We start from the raw sequence: 15,574 nt of genomic DNA, 5'->3' as shown, positions 1-15,574 counted from the left end.
GGGGCATTGGCCAAGGCCAGTGGTCACCGCGCATCACCCTCCGTGATGCCGTTGGCAGTATCAGGCCGGTCTCCGGGCTCGTGAGCGGGCCGCTGGCCCTGACCTGCGCGCCTTCCCGGGTATGGTCACCCAGTGGCCCTGCGCGGCCGTCACTCACTTACCGTTGCGGGGGCAGCGCCGGAATCGCACCCTGTGGGCACTCACCGACTTCCCAGTTTCACCCTGGCCAGACGTTGCTGGCGGGGCACCTGAAACACGCGCGAAGGTTAGAGGGTTGCACCCGGAGCGTCAATCGACGCGGCTCGCCTGGCGGCGCAGGAGGGATGGTCGAGCCACCCGCGTCAGCTCCGCCGCCTGTGCGACTGAACCCGCCGCGTTCCACAGCCTCTGAATCAATAGAACCTGCCGAGGACGTCGACCATGAACCGCGTGGCACTGCCTGTTGCACTTCTTGTAAGCCTGGGCTTGGGTGGCTGCGGCGAAACGGCGCGCCTGACAGTGGCCGACGGCACCGGCCCTGCGCCGCAGTTGCCCTCCCCCGCCAAGACCCTGCTCCCCACCGTGAACATCGCGCCAGCCGTCGGCTGGCCCGCCGGGCGCATGCCTCAGGCTGCACCCGGGTTACAGGTGTCGCGCTTTGCCGGTGACCTCGACCATCCGCGCTGGCTGTACGTGCTACCCAATGGCGACGTGCTGGTGGCAGAAACCAACGCACCTGCCAAGTCCGAAGACGCCAAGGGTATCCGCGGATGGGCCATGAAGCGGGTCATGGCACGCGCGGGGGCTGCCGTGCCCAGCCCTGATCGCATTACCCTGTTGCGCGACGCCGACCAGGATGGCGTTGCGGAAATCCGCCATACCTTTGCCGACGGGTTGAACTCGCCCTTTGGTATGGCGCTGGTGGGCAATGATTTTTACGTAGCCGATACGGACAAGCTGCTGCGTTTTCACTACCAGCCCGGGGCACGTCAGGTAACCGGCCCGGCAGAAGTAGTTACCCTGCTGCCAGCCGGCCCGCTGAATCACCACTGGACCAAGAATGTCATCGCAAGCCCTGATGGGCAGCGCCTCTACGTCACCGTGGGCTCAAACAGCAACGTGGGTGAAAACGGACTCGACCAGGAGCAGGGTCGCGCCGCAATCTGGGAGATCGACCCCAGCACCGGCAAGCACCGCCTGTTCGCCACCGGCCTGCGCAACCCTAACGGGCTCGCCTGGGAGCCTAACAGTGGCGCACTGTGGACGGCGGTCAACGAGCGTGACGAAATCGGCAGCGATCTGGTACCGGACTACATCACCTCGGTACACGCGGGTGGATTCTATGGGTGGCCCTACAGCTACTACGGCCAGCACGTGGATGAGCGCGTGCAGCCCCAGGACCCCGCCAAGGTCGCCCGAGCACAGGTACCCGACTATGCCGTTGGACCGCATACTGCTTCACTGGGATTGGCCTTCGCCGGGCCGGATGTGCTACCTGCTCGTTTTGGAGCAGGCGCATTGATTGGCCAGCATGGGTCCTGGAACCGCAAGCCCCACAGCGGCTACAAGGTGATATTCGTACCCTTCGACGCCTCAGGCAAGCCGTCGGGCCGGCCCATGGACGTGCTCGACGGTTTTCTGGATGAAGGCGGCCAAGCCATGGGCCGCCCGGTAGGGGTTGCCCTGGAGGGTCGCGGGGCCGTGCTGGTCGCGGACGATGTGGGCAATGCCATCTGGCGCGTCAGCAAAGCTCGGTAACCCGTCTCAGGGGTTCTGTGCCAGGTGCCCCTGAGGGATGACCCGCTTGGCCTGCAGGTAGGCCTTGGCCCAGTAGCTGTTGGACAAATAGTCCAAACGCACCGTACCGCCAGTGCGAGGCGCATGCACGAAGCGCCCGTCCCCTACATAAATGCCGGCATGGCTCACCTGCGAGCCGCCACTGGTCGCGAAAAACACCAGATCACCCGACTGCAAGGATTTCACATCCACGGTAGGCGCACGCATGCCGATCATCTCGCGCGTGGAGCGCGGCAGGCTGATGCCGGCGGCATCGCGGTAGACGTACTTGATCAGACCACTGCAGTCGAAACCTGAATCGGGCGTATTGCCGCCCCAGCGGTAGGGCGTGCCAACCAGACCAATGGCGCGAATCAGTACGTCATCGGCAGTGGGCGAGAAGCTGGGTTGGCTGTAGGTAACCTGGGGCTGCACAACCCGCACAGGGGCAGGCGCCTGAGGTTGGCTGGAGCAGGCCGCCAATAAGGCTGCCAGGGAAATGAAAGCGAAGCGCGCCATCGTTGTCATGGCCAAAACATCCTGTATGGGAACGCTGGGCCGCAGCGGGATAGAGTTGAGAAATTAGATTAGACGCTTTCTGTAAATACGCACGGCGTCGAGCTTTTTTGCAAAGCAGCGACGCCGTGGTTAGGACACATCAGATTGCCATTAGTTGCGCGCGATATGCGTCGGCGCCATGGCCAAGGCACGCTTGGCCTCGAGGAAGGTCTTGCTCCAGTAACGGTCACCGAGGCTATCGATGCGCACGCCCCCGCTACGGCGGCTGCTGGAGTGAATGAACTGGTTGTCGCCCAGGTAGATGCCAGCATGACTGACACGACCACGGCCGTTGGTGCTGAAGAACAGCAGATCGCCAGGCTTGAGTTTGTTGCGTGCCACCTTCGGCGCATCGACGTTGATCATCTCGCGGGTAGAGCGCGGCAAGGTCATGCCTGCCTCTTCGCGGAACAGGTAGCCGATGAAGCCGCTGCAATCGAAGCCGGACTGCTCCGAGGTACCACCGAAGCGATAGCGGGTGCCGATCAACGACATGCCGCGCTCCAGAATGCTGTCGGCCAGCACTGGCAGCTGATAGGGCTTGCTGCTGGAGAAGACCTCCAGTTCATCGTCAGTAGCCACTTCCTGGGGTTCGCCAAACACTGGCGAAGACGAGGCCTTGGCCTTGATCGCCGGCTGTACGGCGACCGGGGTGTGATCCTGGGGCTGGGATACCGGGCCTTGGGCCGCGCAGCCAAAAAGCAGGGTCACGAGTGCGAGTGGCACGAGGGGTGCGAAGCGCTTGAGCATGGGCACAACCGTGTCTGTAATCCTTTAGTGGGGTGGAACTATGCCCACTATAAGTTCCATTTGCAAATTTTATCGAAAAAGATGTGACTTTTCCGTGGGATGGCTCTGGCCCCGTGTTTTCAGGGGGTCACCAGCCCAGGGTTTCCTTGAGGAAAGGAATGGTGAGTTTGCGCTGGGCTTGCAGAGATGCCTGATCGAGCCGTTCCAGCAGATCGAACAGCGCACTCATGCTGCGCGCGCCGCGGGTAAGGATGAAGTGACCCACTTCGTCGGTCAGGTGCAGGCCGCGCCTGGATGCCCGCAATTGCAAGGCACGTAGCTTGTCTTCGTCGGACAGCCCGCGCATCTGGAACACCAGGGCAAGGGTGAGGCGGGATTTCAGGTCAGGCAGCTTCACCGGCAATTCCCGCGGGGAAGCGGATGCTGCCAGCAGCAGCCGACGGCCACTGTCGCGCAAGCGATTGAACAGGTGGAACATGGCCTCCTCCCAGTCCGGCTTGCCGGCGATGACGTGCAGGTCATCGATGCACACCAGTTCGTACTGGGCCAGGTAGTCCAGAAGACCGGTACCGCGTTCGAGCAGCTGCGCCAAGGGCAGGTAGACGGCAGGCTCGCCCCGTTGCTGGAAACGATGGGTGGCTGCTTGCAGCAGATGCGTGCGGCCCACGCCTTGTTTGCCCCACAGGTAGATGAGGCTCTCGGTCCAGCCGGCGTCGGCTTCGCAAAGCCGCTCGACATACCCCAACGCAGCGGCATTGGCGCCCGGATAGTAGTTGATGAAGGTGGCGTCGTCGCGCAGGCGCACACCCAGGGGCAACTGGATCGGTGGTTTCATGCTCGCGGGCGGTCGACAGGACCGCAGGGGGCCTTTTGTGGACAATCTGCAAAGTCTATACCTGCCAAGCGGGGTGCACAATCACGCCGCTGCAGAGTCCAAGCAAAATCAATGGGTTGCACTCTCCCAGCGCCAACCCGAGACTTACCTGCGCCCTGTCACGGCTGATCGGGTGCGGGGGGATCAAGGGGGACTGGGACTGGAGCATCCCCTGCATACATGTCCGACTCCTTGTACAAGCCGTGCACGTGGCGCAGCAGCACCATGATGACCGCCGCCACCGGCAACGCGAGCAGCACGCCCGTGAAACCGAACAGCTCACCGCCGGCCAGGATGGCGAAGATCACCGCCACAGGGTGCAAACCGATCCGGTCGCCTACCAGTAGCGGTGTCAGCACCATGCCCTCGAGTGCCTGACCGACCATGAAGACCGCAACGATGCCGAGCATGGGATACAGATCGCCACCGAACTGAAACAGTCCTGCCACCAGCGCCGCGCCGATGCCAATGATGAAGCCCATGTAGGGGACGATGGCCGCCAGACCGGCCAGCATGCCGATCAACAACCCCAGTTCAAGCCCGACCAGCATCAAGCCTGCCGAGTAGATGATGCCCAACGCGACCATCACCAGCAGTTGCCCACGCACGAACGCACCCAGCACCTCGTGGCACTCGCTGGCCAGCTCGACGACTTTCGGCTCGCTCTGCCGCGGCAACAAGCTGCGCAACTTGGCCATCATCAAGTCCCAGTCACGCAACAGGTAGAACCCCACCACGGGAATCAGCACCATGTTGGCCACCCAGGCCATCAACGCCAGGCTGGAGGCCGTTGCCTGGGACAAGAGCATGCTGACGATATCGGTGGTCTGCCCCATGTGAGCGCCGATGGCCGCCTTGATCTTGTCGAATTTCCAGAACCCGTCGGCAAGGCCCAGGCGCCCCTGCACCCAAGGCAAGGCGACGTGCTCGAGCCAGTCAAGCACTTGCGGCGCCAGCGCATACAGGCGCACCAACTGCTTGGCCAGCATGGGGATGAGCACGAGCAACAGTGCAAGCATCAGCAACGTGAACAGCCCGAACACCACCACTACGCCCCAGGTCCGTGACAACCCCAGGCGCTCCAGGCGATCGACCAGCGGGTCGGCCAGATACGCCAGCAGAATGCCGACCAGAAAAGGTGTGAGAATGTTGTGCAGGCTATAAAGCAGGGCGATGACGATCAATGCCACGCCCAGCCAGATCCAACGACGCATGTCAGTCATGAACGACCCTCTCACCAACCAAAGCGCAAGCCATCGAACGGTTCGGCACCAGCCGCAGGCGACACTGGTGGCTCGTCTGGGGACGTACCCACTGGCCCAGGGGTCACCTGCGGCGCAGGTATCTGCTCGGCCGGGACTTCCCTGAGCTTGGCCAATGCCAGCTGAGCCCGTAGTTGTTCGCGGCTGGCGGTGACCGAATAGGTCAGCACGTCGCCGTCGACCCGCTTCAACTGCGCGCCGTAGGACTCCAGAACCCGGGCCAGCTCAGCGTAGCGCGGCAGGTTCATGCCCTGGACCTGCATCTGCACTTGGCCACCGGCCCCGGGTCGCGTCACGTAACGCGGTGCCAGCCGCATACTCACCGCAAGCATCACGGCGTCGGCAAGCGCTGCCGGGTCCGCTCCTTCGGCGCTGCCCTGCTCGCGCTCACCGCCCAGCCACAATTGCCATTTACCTTGCCATTTGCCGTCGACCTGCTGGGCGTGCACAGCCAGCAGAGCATCGGCGCCGTAGCGCTGGGAGACTTCACGCAGCGGCCCCGGGTCCTTGGCGTCGATATGCTTGGCATCGGCCACCAATTGCTCTTGGAGATCGGCCAGAGGCAGGCGCAGCGGCAAGCCCCGGTGACGGGCCGCGCGCCGCAACGGCTGGGCGCTGGGCTGGCCGTCCCCTACCAAGCTGGTGCCGTCAACGCTCTCGACGAGCCACCAACCCAGAATCGACGGGCGATTGCTGCCCCACAGACTAAGGCCCGCCTTGCGCAGGGCACGTTCGGTGCTACCGGGGTCGAACTCGACCCGCACGGTTTCGGGCGGGCCAGCGTCGCTGCCCACCTGGTTGACGATCGGTTGCGGGTCCTTGCGCAGTGCGGCCAGCGCCGGGCTCTGCACGGCCTTGGAGTCGCCGGTCAGGCGCAGCACCAAGGTGTCGAAGGCCTGGCTGGTCGCCGCCGCACGCGCCTCGGCGCCCTGCCCGGCCACTGGCTCGCGTACCTGATAGAGGCCGGAGACGTTTTCGGCCTGGGCCGCGCCTGCGATCAACGCCAGACATCCCATGACCCAAGTAGTGAAGAAGCGCATCGTTGTGTCCTTGTGATCTGGAACGGCGAGTTTCAAGCTTCAGCGCTCACACCTCAAGCGGCACGGTTAAAGGTAGCACCGGCAAGGCCAGGCTTCTGGCGATCTTGCAGGGGCAAGGGCCCTAAATTCACCTGCCCGTCGGCCGGAGGATGGCCGCTGCCCGGCAACCCTGATAAAATCGCGCGCCTTCACAGACCACTGATGTCACGGTTAGCCGCTGCATGGCTGCCGGCCCTTGCCGTCAGGGTCGTTTTTACGAATCCCTCCCTCCTAAAGGCCTGGATCAATGAGCAAGCAACCCTCCCTGAGCTACAAGGACGCCGGTGTAGACATCGACGCCGGCGAAGCACTGGTCGAACGCATCAAGGGCGTGGCAAAACGCACCGCACGCCCTGAAGTCATGGGTGGCCTGGGCGGCTTCGGCGCCCTTTGCGAGATCCCGGCCGGCTACAAGCAGCCGGTGCTGGTCTCCGGCACCGACGGCGTGGGCACCAAGCTGCGCCTGGCGCTGAACCTGAACAAGCACGACAGCATCGGCCAGGACCTGGTCGCCATGTGCGTGAACGACCTGGTAGTTTGCGGCGCCGAACCGCTGTTCTTCCTGGATTACTACGCCACTGGCAAGCTGAACGTGGACGTGGCGGCTACCGTGGTCACCGGTATCGGCGCAGGTTGCGAACTGGCGGGCTGCTCGCTGGTTGGTGGCGAAACCGCCGAGATGCCGGGCATGTACGAAGGTGAGGACTACGACCTGGCGGGCTTCTGCGTAGGTGTAGTGGAAAAGGCCGAGATCATCGACGGCTCGCGCGTGGCCACCGGTGATGCGCTCATCGCTCTGCCATCCTCGGGCCCGCACTCCAACGGTTACTCGTTGATCCGCAAGATCCTCGAAGTCTCGGGCACCGACGTCGAAAGCACCCAGCTCGACGGCCAGCCACTGACCGACCTGCTGATGGCGCCAACGCGCATCTACGTCAAGCCGCTGCTGCAACTGATCAAGAACACTGGCGCAGTCAAGGCCATGGCCCACATCACCGGTGGCGGCCTGCTGGACAACATCCCGCGCGTATTGCCGGCCAATGCCCAGGCGGTCATCGACGTGGCCAGCTGGCAGCGCCCAGCCGTCTTCGATTTCCTGCAGGAAAAGGGCAACGTCGACGAGCATGAAATGCACCGCGTGCTCAACTGCGGCGTGGGCATGGTGATCTGCGTAGGCCAGGACCAGGTCGAAACTGCCCTGAGCGAACTGCGCAACGCCGGCGAACAGCCTTGGGTCATCGGCCATATCACCGAGGCCGCAGAGGGCGCTGCTCAGGTCGAGTTGCAGAACCTCAAGGCACACTGATGCCGAGCAAGCCCTGCAATGTCGTGGTACTGCTGTCGGGTTCCGGCAGCAACCTGCAAGCGCTGATCGACAGCGCCATCCCGGACAGCGCCGTGCGCATCGGCGCGGTCATCTCCAACCGCGCCGATGCCTACGGCCTGCAGCGCGCAGCCGCTGCCGGTATCGAAACCGCAGTACTCGACCATACCGAATTCGAAGGCCGCGAAGCCTTCGATGCGGCCCTGGTGGCGTGTATCGATGGGTTCGCCCCGGACCTGGTGGTGCTGGCGGGTTTCATGCGTATCCTCAGTGGCGGCTTCGTGCGCCACTACCAGGGTCGCCTGCTCAACATCCATCCTTCGCTGCTGCCTCGCTACAAAGGGTTGCACACCCATCGACGCGCCCTGGAAGCAGGGGATGCCGAGCATGGGTGCAGTGTCCATTTCGTCACCGAGGAACTCGATGGGGGCCCGTTGGTCGTACAGGCTGTCGTGCCGGTGGCACCCGATGACACGGTCCAAAGCCTGGCTCAGCGGGTTCACGCACAGGAACACGTCATCTACCCAATGGCTGTTCACTGGTTCGCCAACGGCCGCTTGCGTCTTGGCGAACAAGGTGCATTACTGGATGGCCAGCCCCTGTCGGCCAGCGGTCATTTGATTCGATCCTAGGAGATACTATGCGTCGCGCCCTGCTCTTGGCTCTTGCCGTGCTTGCCCTGCCCCTCCAGGCAGCAGACCTGAAGCCGTTCTCGGCCAGCTACACCGCCGACTGGAAGCAACTGCCCATGAGCGGCACCGCCGAACGTAGCCTGGTCAAGAATGCCGATGGCACTTGGGACCTGAACTTCAAGGCGTCAATGATGATCGCCAGCCTGACCGAGCAAAGCTCGTTGCGCCTGGAAAACGATACCTTGCTGCCGCAGCGTTACCACTTCGAGCGCGGCGGTCTTGGCAAGGCCAAGAAGGTCGACTTGAACTTCGATTGGGCTGCCAAGAAAGTGACCGGTAGCGATCGTGGCGATGCCATCACCCTGCCGCTCAACCGTGGGGTGCTCGACAAGTCGTCCTATCAACTGGCGCTGCAGCACGATGTCGCCGCAGGCAAGAAGAGCATGACTTATCAGGTGGTCGATGGTGACGAGATCGATACCTATGACTTCCGCGTGCTAGGCACCGAAAAAGTCACCACCAAGACCGGCCAGGTGGATGCCGTCAAGGTCGAACGTGTGCGTGATCCAAGCCAGAGCAAGCGCATCACCGAGCTATGGTTTGCCAAGAATTGGGACTACCTGCTGGTGCAATTGCGCCAAGTGGAAACCGATGGCAAGGAATACGTGATCGTCCTGCAGGACGGCACGGTCGATGGCAAGTCGGTCAAAGGTAACTAACGTTCGAGTTTGTCGGCGTTTAGCCGTAATCAACGCAAAGCCCCGCCCTGTGCGGGGCTTTTCTTTGGCCGGGCATAAGGCAGTCGCGCCAGGGCATGCCATGGCTACATGAAACTTGTTTCATGACCGTTTTATTTACTTAGGCTGCTAACAAACTCTATAAATAAGGCGTGCGACAGACTGTCGCACCCAACCCGAAAAAGTGGAGTTTAACGATGACAGTTCAAGTGACCGAACGCGACGAATCGAAAATGTCCCACGAAGGCCTGGCCGCAGGCGTGCGGATCTGGGATGTGCACCAGCAGGGCCAGTTGGTCGGGATGTTCCACAACGAGCACGAGGCGCAACAGTACCGTGTCGAACTGGAAGACCTGGAAAAGCAGCGCACGACGCAGTGACAGCGATCTTCTGAAAAACCATGACGTGAATAGTCGTCGTGGTGCCAGGGGCCGCCTCGCGGCCCAGCGCACACAATGCGGCCCTGCCTAACCGATTCACGATCAGACAGGGCCTTGCAGCGTTACCACATCAGATCGTCAGGGATCTTGTACGCCGCATACGGATCGTCGTCATCGGCTTCCTCGACATGGGTATTGAGCAGTAATACCCGGCCCGGGTCGCGTTCCTGAATCTTGACGGCAGCCTCGCGGGGAATGACCTCATAGCCGCCCCCGTAGGACACCACCGCCAGCGCACCATTGCTCAACTTGCTGCGCATCAGGGCGTTGACCGCGATACGTTTGACCTTTTTGTCGTCGACGAAGTTGTAGTAATCCTCGGTCGTGAGCTTGGGCAGGCGGGTCGCTTCGATCAGTTGCTTGATCTGCGCGGCGCGTGCCTTCTTTTCGGCTTTTTCCTGCTGTTCACGGTTGAGCGCCTGATCACGCTTGGCCTTTTCAGCCATGGCTTCCTTGGCCAGCCGCTGCTGGGTATCGTCCACGTCGACCTGGCCTTTGTGCTCCAGGCGCTTCTGTTTCTTTTCAGCCTTGTTGGCCTGAGAAACCTGTTTCTGGTTGACCAGCCCGGCTTTGAGCAATTGGTCGCGAAGGGAAAGGCTCATGAATGTTCACTCACTTATGCAACAGCTCAGCCGCAGCTGGGCAGGTTCTTTTCCTGACGCTTGGCTTCACCCCAAAGGGTGTCCAGCGCATCAAGGTTACAATCTTCAATGGCAGTGCCGCTGTCACGCAACGCCTGCTCGATAAAGCGAAAACGTCGCTCGAACTTGCGATTGGCTCGGCGCAAGGCGTTTTCAGGGTCATGTTTCAAGTGACGCGCCAGGTTGACCACCGCGAACAGCAAATCGCCTACTTCGTCTTCCAGCGCATCGTTGTCCCCGTCGGCCATGGCCTGCAACACTTCGCCGAGTTCCTCACGCACCTTGTCCACAACCGGCAAGGCCTCGGGCCAGTCGAAACCGACGGTGGCCGCACGTTTTTGCAGTTTGGCCGCCCGGGACAAGGCAGGCAATGCCGTCGGCACATCGTCGAGCAACGACAGCTGCTCTGGTCGGCTTTTTTGCGCCCGCTCCTGCGCCTTGATTTCTTCCCAGCGTGACTTGACCTGCGCATCGCTCAGGCTGGGCGTCTCCAGCGGCGCATACAGGTCCCCGGTCGGAAAGACATGCGGGTGGCGACGAATGAGCTTGCGGGTGATGCCATCCACCACGCCGTCGAACGCGAAACGGCCCTCCTCCCGAGCAAGCTGGCTGTAGTAGACCACCTGGAACAGCAGATCACCCAACTCGCCTTGCAAGTCCTCGAAATCGCCGCGTTCGATGGTGTCCGCCACCTCGTAAGCTTCTTCGAGGGTGTGCGGGACGATGCTGGCATAGTCCTGCTTCAGGTCCCAGGGGCAGCCGTAGTGCGGGTCGCGCAAGCGAGCCATGAGGTGAAGCAGGTCCTGGAGGGTGTAGGTCATTCAGGCAAGTCCTTGACGGTCGGGCTTGGCGGGCAAACCGGCCCCACAGGTGAGGCGGTCTACCCGCAAATCGTGCACACGTGGTTCAGGGCGTACGATTACGCCGTGTCTCGATGATGTTCGGCAACTGCGAGATACGCCCCAGCAAGCGCCCAAGGGCGTCCAAACCGGGAATCTCGATGGTCAGCGACATCAGCGCCGTGTTGTCTTCCTTGTTCGAGCGGGTGTTGACCGCCAGCACGTTGATCTTCTCGTTGAGCAGCACCTGGGAGACATCGCGCAGCAAACCGGGGCGGTCATAGGCACGGATGACGATATCGACCGGATAGGTCTGTACCGGTATCGGCCCCCAGCTGACCTGGATCATGCGCTCTGGCTCTTTGCCGGCCAGCTGCAACACCGAGGCGCAATCCTGGCGGTGGATGCTCACCCCGCGCCCCTGAGTGATGTAGCCGACGATGGCATCGCCAGGCAAGGGCTGGCAGCAACCGGCCATCTGCGTCAGCAGGTTGCCCACGCCCTGGATCTGGATGTCGCCACGCTTACCCCCACGCGGCCCACTGGGCTTGCGCGGCACCAGTTCGATCTGCTCGATGCGCTCGGGCTCCAGCAGCTGTTGCGCCGCGTTGACCAGGTGCGCCAGGCGCAGGTCCCCAGCCCCCAGGGACGCAAACATGTCCTCGGCCGTCTTGACGTTGGTCTTCTCGGCCAGGCGCTCGAAGTCGACCTGCGGCAGGCCCAACCGGCTGAGCTCGCGTTCGAGCAGCGTCTTGCCGGCGGCAACGTTCTGGTCGCGCGCCTGCAGCTTGAACCAGTGCACGATCTTGGCCCGCGCGCGCGAGGTGGTGACATAGCCCAGGTTCGAGTTCAGCCAGTCACGGCTCGGGTTGCCATGCTTGCTGGTGATGATTTCGACCTGCTCGCCAGTCTGCAGGCTGTAGTTGAGCGGCACGATGCGCCCGTTGATCTTGGCACCCCGGCAGTTGTGGCCGATCTCGGTGTGTACCCGGTAGGCGAAGTCCAGGGGTGTCGCCCCTTTTGGCAGGTCGATGGCGTGACCGTCCGGGGTGAATACGTACACCCGGTCGGGCTCGATGTCGACCCGCAGTTGCTCGGCCAGCCCCCCGATGTCGCCCAGTTCTTCATGCCACTCCAGTACCTGGCGCAGCCAGGAAATCTTTTCTTCGTAGTGGTTTGAGCTGGGCTTGACGTCGGTGCCCTTGTATCGCCAGTGGGCACAGACGCCAAGCTCCGCTTCCTCGTGCATGCCGTGGGTGCGGATCTGCACTTCCAGCACCTTGCCTTCCGGGCCGATCACAGCCGTGTGCAGGGAGCGGTAGCCGTTTTCCTTGGGGTTGGCGATGTAGTCGTCGAATTCCTTGGGGATGTGACGCCACAAGGTGTGCACGATACCCAGGGCGGTGTAGCAGTCGCGTATCTCGGGGACCAGAACCCGCACGGCGCGCACGTCGTAGATCTGGCTGAATTCCAGGCCCTTGCGCTGCATCTTGCGCCAGATCGAGTAGATGTGCTTGGCGCGGCCACTGATGTCCGCCTTCACCCCGGTGGCCAGCAGTTCGTTCTGCAACTGGTTCATGACATCGCTGATGAAGCGTTCACGGTCCAGGCGGCGCTCGTGCAACAGCTTGGCGATCTGCTTGTACTGCTCGGGCTCGAGGTAGCGGAACGACAGGTCTTCCAGTTCCCACTTGATATGCCCGATACCCAGACGGTGGGCCAGGGGGGCGTAGATGTCGAACACTTCCCGCGCCACCCGCAGGCGCTTCTCGTCGTCAGCGGACTTGACCGCCCGAATGGCACAGGTGCGTTCGGCCAGCTTGATCAACGCCACGCGAACGTCGTCGACCATCGCCACCAGCATCTTGCGCAGGTTCTCGACCTGCGCCTGGGAGCCGAGCACCAGCGACTGGCGGGGGCTGAGGCTGGCACTGATCGCAGCCATGCGCAGCACGCCATCGATCAGCTTGGACACGACCGGCCCGAAGCGCTGGCTGACTTCGGCCAGGGTGACCTTGCCTTCTCGCACAGCGCGGTAGATGACCGCCGCTACCAGGGAGTCCTGGTCAAGCTTGAGGTCCGCGAGGATCTCGGCGATCTCAAGACCTGCCTGATAGCTCGACGTACCATCGGCCCAGGAATGCTTGGCCGGGTTGCCCTTCTTCTCGACTTCCTGGGCAAACTCGCAGGCCTCTTTGAGCGCTGCGCGGTCGAGCGCCGAATCGACGCTGACCACATGGTCCAACCACGCTTCGAGATTGATACTGCCGTCGGTATTGACCGGCTGGTGCACTCTCACCTGTACCATCTTTGTTTTACCTTTCCATACAGCGCACCCTGCGGGTGCACTGGCAATCACCGCACGGCTGCCATTCCCTGGAAGCCGCACCAAGGGGCCAGCTGGCTAGCCCACTTCGAATAACGCCATGGCTTCGACATGCGCCGTTTGAGGAAACATGTCGAGAATCCCGGCCCTTGTTAACCGGTACCCCTGCCCGACCAGCACTTGGGCGTCTCGCGCCAGCGTGGCCGGGTTGCACGATACATAGACCAGCCGCTTGGCCCCAAGACGGGCGATGCCTTGCACCACCTCCCATGCACCGTCGCGCGGTGGGTCCAAGAGTACCGCAGAAAAGCCCTCGGCGGCCCATTCCATGCCCGTCAACGGCTGCGATAAATCGGCCTGAAAAAACTGCGCGTTATGCACATCGTTGCCGCGGGCGTTGGCCGCCGCGCGATCGACCATGGCCTGCACGCCCTCTACCGCCACCACCTCACGAGCGTGCCGTGCCAGCGGCAAGGCAAAATTGCCCAGGCCGCAGAACAAGTCCAGTACCCGCTCTTCGGGCTGCGGAGCGAGCCAGGCCAGGGCCTGCTCGATCATGGCGGTATTGACCTGGGCATTGACCTGCACGAAGTCGCCGGGGCGCCAGTCCAGCTGCAGCTGCCAAGGCGCCAGGACGAAACCCAACGGCCCAGTGGCATCCACCGGCTGCGGCTCGCCTTCACCCTGCAACCACAGCTGCGCGTTGGCCTCGGCGCAGAACGCCTGCAAGCGCGCTACATCGTCGGGCGGCAACGGCGCGACATGACGCACCAGCACCGCCTCGGCCGTGCCGCTGAACAGTTCCACATGGCCCAGGGCCTGGGGCTTGACCAACGAGCGCAGCACCGTAGGCAAGTGACGCAGGATCGACTGCAAGGGCTGTACCAGCACCAGGCAATCATCGATGGCAACGATGTCCTGACTGGCCTGCGCCCTGAAGCCGACGGCCAACTGGCGGGTCTTGGGGTCCCAGCGCACGGCCACACGGGCGCGACGACGGTAGCCGAAAGCGGCCCCGGTCAAGGGCGCGGCCCACTGCTCGGGCTGCACACCGGCCACCCGTTGCAGTTGCTCGGCCAGGGTGCGCTGTTTGAGCGCTAGCTGGGCCTCGTGGGGCAGGTGCTGAAGGTTGCACCCCCCGCACTGGCCGTAGTACTTGCACGGGGCATCGCGGCGCTCGGGACTGGCCTGGAGCACCCGCTCCAGCCGCGCCTCGACCACTTTGCCACGGGCATTGAGCACCCTCGACTCGACCTCCTCGCCTGCCAGGGCGCCGGTGACGAACCAGGTGCGCCCTTCATGGAAGGCAATACCGCGACCGTCCCCTGACAGGCGCTCGACGACCAGCCGTTGCTTCTTGCCCACGGGAACCTGGGGACTACGATTGCCACCGGCTGGCTGAAAGCGCAGGCCGCTGTTGGTTTTCTTCTTGGACATTTAGCTCGGATCGAACAGGCCAGTGGACAGGTAACGGTCGCCGCGGTCGCAGATGATGGCCACCAACGTGGCATTTTCCACCTCCCGGGACAGGCGCAGCATGGCGGCGACTGCACCACCGGAAGACACGCCGCAGAAAATGCCCTCTTCACGAGCAAGCCTGCGCATGGTCTGCTCGGCCTCGTCCTGGGACATGTCGACGATGCGATCGACCCGGGCTGCGTCGAAGATTTTTGGCAGGTATTCCTGGGGCCAGCGGCGAATACCCGGAATGGCCGCGCCTTCCATCGGCTGCAAGCCGACGATCTGCACCGCAGGGTTCTGCTCCTTGAGGTACTGCGAGCACCCCATGATGGTCCCGGTAGTGCCCATCGAACTGATGAAGTGGGTAACGCGCCCCTGGGTCTGCTGCCAGATTTCCGGGCCGGTACTGGTGTAGTGCGCAATCGGGTTGTCACCGTTGGCGAACTGGTCGAGCACCACGCCACGGCCATCGGCTTCCAGCTGCTGGGCCAGGTCGCGGGCCCCTTCCATGCCCTCTTCCTTGGTCACCAGGATCAGCTCGGCGCCGTAGGCTGCCATCGCCGCCTTGCGTTCGGCCGTGGAGTTGTCGGGCATGATCAGGATCATCTTGTAACCCTTGATTGCCGCCGCCATGGCCAAGGCGATGCCGGTGTTGCCGGAAGTGGCTTCGATCAGCGTATCGCCGGGTTTGATCTGACCGCGCGATTCTGCACGGGCGATCATCGACAGCGCGGGGCGATCCTTGACCGAGCCGGCAGGATTGTTGCCCTCGAGCTTGAGCAGCAAGGTATTGCTGGTCTGGCCAGCCAGGCGCTGCAGGCGAACCAGGGGCGTATTGCCGACGCAATCGGCGATGGTTGGATACTGCAAGGTCATGGTGTCTTTCACAATCCGGA

At 62.9% G+C, this 15,574-nt stretch carries 15 protein-coding genes and 1 riboswitch; of the genes, 5 read left to right on the top strand and 10 right to left on the bottom strand.

Annotation, left to right across the window (positions count from 1 at the left end; genetic code table 11):
- Positions 1-46 precede the first annotated feature (46 nt).
- A riboswitch (cobalamin riboswitch) is annotated at positions 47-267 on the bottom strand.
- 153 nt (positions 268-420) lie between these two features.
- Positions 421-1,737: a PQQ-dependent sugar dehydrogenase gene (locus tag PFU01S_RS13035; protein ID WP_028686866.1), complete on the top strand. Its 1,317-nt coding sequence runs from the start codon at positions 421-423 to the stop codon at positions 1,735-1,737.
- Between the two features lie 6 nt (positions 1,738-1,743).
- Here the strand turns inward: PFU01S_RS13035 and PFU01S_RS13030 are convergent, their stop codons facing one another.
- From PFU01S_RS13030 to PFU01S_RS13010, 5 genes are all read right to left on the bottom strand, one after another.
- Positions 1,744-2,283 (bottom strand): C40 family peptidase, encoded by a 540-nt coding sequence (locus PFU01S_RS13030; RefSeq protein WP_027913923.1) that lies wholly within the window; start codon positions 2,281-2,283, stop codon positions 1,744-1,746.
- Between the two features lie 141 nt (positions 2,284-2,424).
- Positions 2,425-3,063, bottom strand: coding sequence for a C40 family peptidase (locus PFU01S_RS13025; RefSeq protein WP_028686867.1), 639 nt, complete (start codon positions 3,061-3,063; stop codon positions 2,425-2,427).
- A 127-nt stretch (positions 3,064-3,190) separates the two neighbouring features.
- On the bottom strand, positions 3,191-3,898 hold the full coding sequence (gene hda, locus PFU01S_RS13020) for a DnaA regulatory inactivator Hda (protein ID WP_027913921.1): 708 nt from the start codon (positions 3,896-3,898) through the stop codon (positions 3,191-3,193).
- Positions 3,899-4,056: 158 nt separating this feature from the next.
- Complete coding sequence (locus PFU01S_RS13015) at positions 4,057-5,160, bottom strand: AI-2E family transporter (RefSeq protein WP_042139556.1); 1,104 nt, start codon at positions 5,158-5,160, stop codon at positions 4,057-4,059.
- Positions 5,161-5,171: 11 nt separating this feature from the next.
- Entirely contained in the window at positions 5,172-6,239 is a 1,068-nt protein-coding gene (locus PFU01S_RS13010; RefSeq protein ID WP_028686868.1) for a DUF2066 domain-containing protein, read from the bottom strand.
- A 286-nt stretch (positions 6,240-6,525) separates the two neighbouring features.
- Between PFU01S_RS13010 and purM the strand changes: the two genes are divergently transcribed.
- The 4 genes from purM to PFU01S_RS12990 all read left to right on the top strand — a co-directional run bounded on the left by purM (position 6,526) and on the right by PFU01S_RS12990 (position 9,351).
- Positions 6,526-7,584 carry a phosphoribosylformylglycinamidine cyclo-ligase gene (gene purM / locus PFU01S_RS13005; RefSeq protein WP_027913919.1) on the top strand — a complete coding sequence of 353 codons (1,059 nt, stop codon included), beginning with the start codon at positions 6,526-6,528 and terminating at the stop codon, positions 7,582-7,584.
- Positions 7,584-8,234, top strand: coding sequence for a phosphoribosylglycinamide formyltransferase (gene purN / locus PFU01S_RS13000; RefSeq protein WP_028686869.1), 651 nt, complete (start codon positions 7,584-7,586; stop codon positions 8,232-8,234). Before purM ends, purN begins: the two co-directional genes overlap by 1 nt.
- Before the next feature lie 8 nt (positions 8,235-8,242).
- Positions 8,243-8,953 carry a DUF3108 domain-containing protein gene (locus PFU01S_RS12995; RefSeq protein ID WP_028686870.1) on the top strand — a complete coding sequence of 237 codons (711 nt, stop codon included), beginning with the start codon at positions 8,243-8,245 and terminating at the stop codon, positions 8,951-8,953.
- Between the two features lie 215 nt (positions 8,954-9,168).
- Positions 9,169-9,351: a hypothetical protein gene (locus PFU01S_RS12990; protein WP_023534042.1), complete on the top strand. Its 183-nt coding sequence runs from the start codon at positions 9,169-9,171 to the stop codon at positions 9,349-9,351.
- A 122-nt stretch (positions 9,352-9,473) separates the two neighbouring features.
- Here the strand turns inward: PFU01S_RS12990 and PFU01S_RS12985 are convergent, their stop codons facing one another.
- The 5 genes from PFU01S_RS12985 to cysM form a co-directional block, all read right to left on the bottom strand.
- Positions 9,474-10,013, bottom strand: a complete 540-nt coding sequence (locus PFU01S_RS12985) for a DUF2058 domain-containing protein (protein ID WP_023534063.1) — start codon at positions 10,011-10,013, stop codon at positions 9,474-9,476.
- Positions 10,014-10,039: 26 nt separating this feature from the next.
- Entirely contained in the window at positions 10,040-10,873 is an 834-nt protein-coding gene (mazG, locus tag PFU01S_RS12980; protein ID WP_027913916.1) for a nucleoside triphosphate pyrophosphohydrolase, read from the bottom strand.
- Positions 10,874-10,958: 85 nt separating this feature from the next.
- On the bottom strand, positions 10,959-13,199 hold the full coding sequence (gene relA / locus PFU01S_RS12975) for a GTP diphosphokinase (RefSeq protein ID WP_027913915.1): 2,241 nt from the start codon (positions 13,197-13,199) through the stop codon (positions 10,959-10,961).
- Between the two features lie 96 nt (positions 13,200-13,295).
- The gene (rlmD, locus tag PFU01S_RS12970) at positions 13,296-14,654 is read right to left on the bottom strand and encodes a 23S rRNA (uracil(1939)-C(5))-methyltransferase RlmD (protein ID WP_028686871.1); all 1,359 of its coding nucleotides are present in this window, start codon (positions 14,652-14,654) and stop codon (positions 13,296-13,298) included.
- Positions 14,655-15,554 (bottom strand): cysteine synthase CysM, encoded by a 900-nt coding sequence (gene cysM / locus PFU01S_RS12965; protein WP_027913913.1) that lies wholly within the window; start codon positions 15,552-15,554, stop codon positions 14,655-14,657.
- Between the last annotated feature and the right edge of the window lie 20 nt (positions 15,555-15,574).

Origin of the sequence: Pseudomonas fulva NBRC 16637 = DSM 17717, from assembly GCF_000730565.1 — a bacterium.
Lineage (GTDB): Bacteria > Pseudomonadota > Gammaproteobacteria > Pseudomonadales > Pseudomonadaceae > Aquipseudomonas > Aquipseudomonas fulva.
This window is presented reverse-complemented; position numbering and strand designations above follow the sequence as displayed.

Excerpts from the sequence above, each read along its gene's own strand:
- PFU01S_RS13015 (WP_042139556.1), bottom strand. The coding sequence starts at position 5,160 with ATGACTGACATGCGTCGTTGGATCTGGCTGGGCGTGGCATTGATCGTC.
- PFU01S_RS13025 (WP_028686867.1), bottom strand. The coding sequence starts at position 3,063 with ATGCTCAAGCGCTTCGCACCCCTCGTGCCACTCGCACTCGTGACCCTG.
- PFU01S_RS12990 (WP_023534042.1), top strand. The coding sequence starts at position 9,169 with ATGACAGTTCAAGTGACCGAACGCGACGAATCGAAAATGTCCCACGAA.
- PFU01S_RS13010 (WP_028686868.1), bottom strand. The coding sequence starts at position 6,239 with ATGCGCTTCTTCACTACTTGGGTCATGGGATGTCTGGCGTTGATCGCA.
- PFU01S_RS13035 (WP_028686866.1), top strand. The coding sequence starts at position 421 with ATGAACCGCGTGGCACTGCCTGTTGCACTTCTTGTAAGCCTGGGCTTG.
- purM (WP_027913919.1), top strand. The coding sequence starts at position 6,526 with ATGAGCAAGCAACCCTCCCTGAGCTACAAGGACGCCGGTGTAGACATC.
- purN (WP_028686869.1), top strand. The coding sequence starts at position 7,584 with ATGCCGAGCAAGCCCTGCAATGTCGTGGTACTGCTGTCGGGTTCCGGC.
- cysM (WP_027913913.1), bottom strand. The coding sequence starts at position 15,554 with ATGACCTTGCAGTATCCAACCATCGCCGATTGCGTCGGCAATACGCCC.
- PFU01S_RS12985 (WP_023534063.1), bottom strand. The coding sequence starts at position 10,013 with ATGAGCCTTTCCCTTCGCGACCAATTGCTCAAAGCCGGGCTGGTCAAC.
- PFU01S_RS12995 (WP_028686870.1), top strand. The coding sequence starts at position 8,243 with ATGCGTCGCGCCCTGCTCTTGGCTCTTGCCGTGCTTGCCCTGCCCCTC.
- relA (WP_027913915.1), bottom strand. The coding sequence starts at position 13,199 with ATGGTACAGGTGAGAGTGCACCAGCCGGTCAATACCGACGGCAGTATC.
- PFU01S_RS13030 (WP_027913923.1), bottom strand. The coding sequence starts at position 2,283 with ATGACAACGATGGCGCGCTTCGCTTTCATTTCCCTGGCAGCCTTATTG.
- rlmD (WP_028686871.1), bottom strand. The coding sequence starts at position 14,654 with ATGTCCAAGAAGAAAACCAACAGCGGCCTGCGCTTTCAGCCAGCCGGT.
- hda (WP_027913921.1), bottom strand. The coding sequence starts at position 3,898 with ATGAAACCACCGATCCAGTTGCCCCTGGGTGTGCGCCTGCGCGACGAC.
- mazG (WP_027913916.1), bottom strand. The coding sequence starts at position 10,873 with ATGACCTACACCCTCCAGGACCTGCTTCACCTCATGGCTCGCTTGCGC.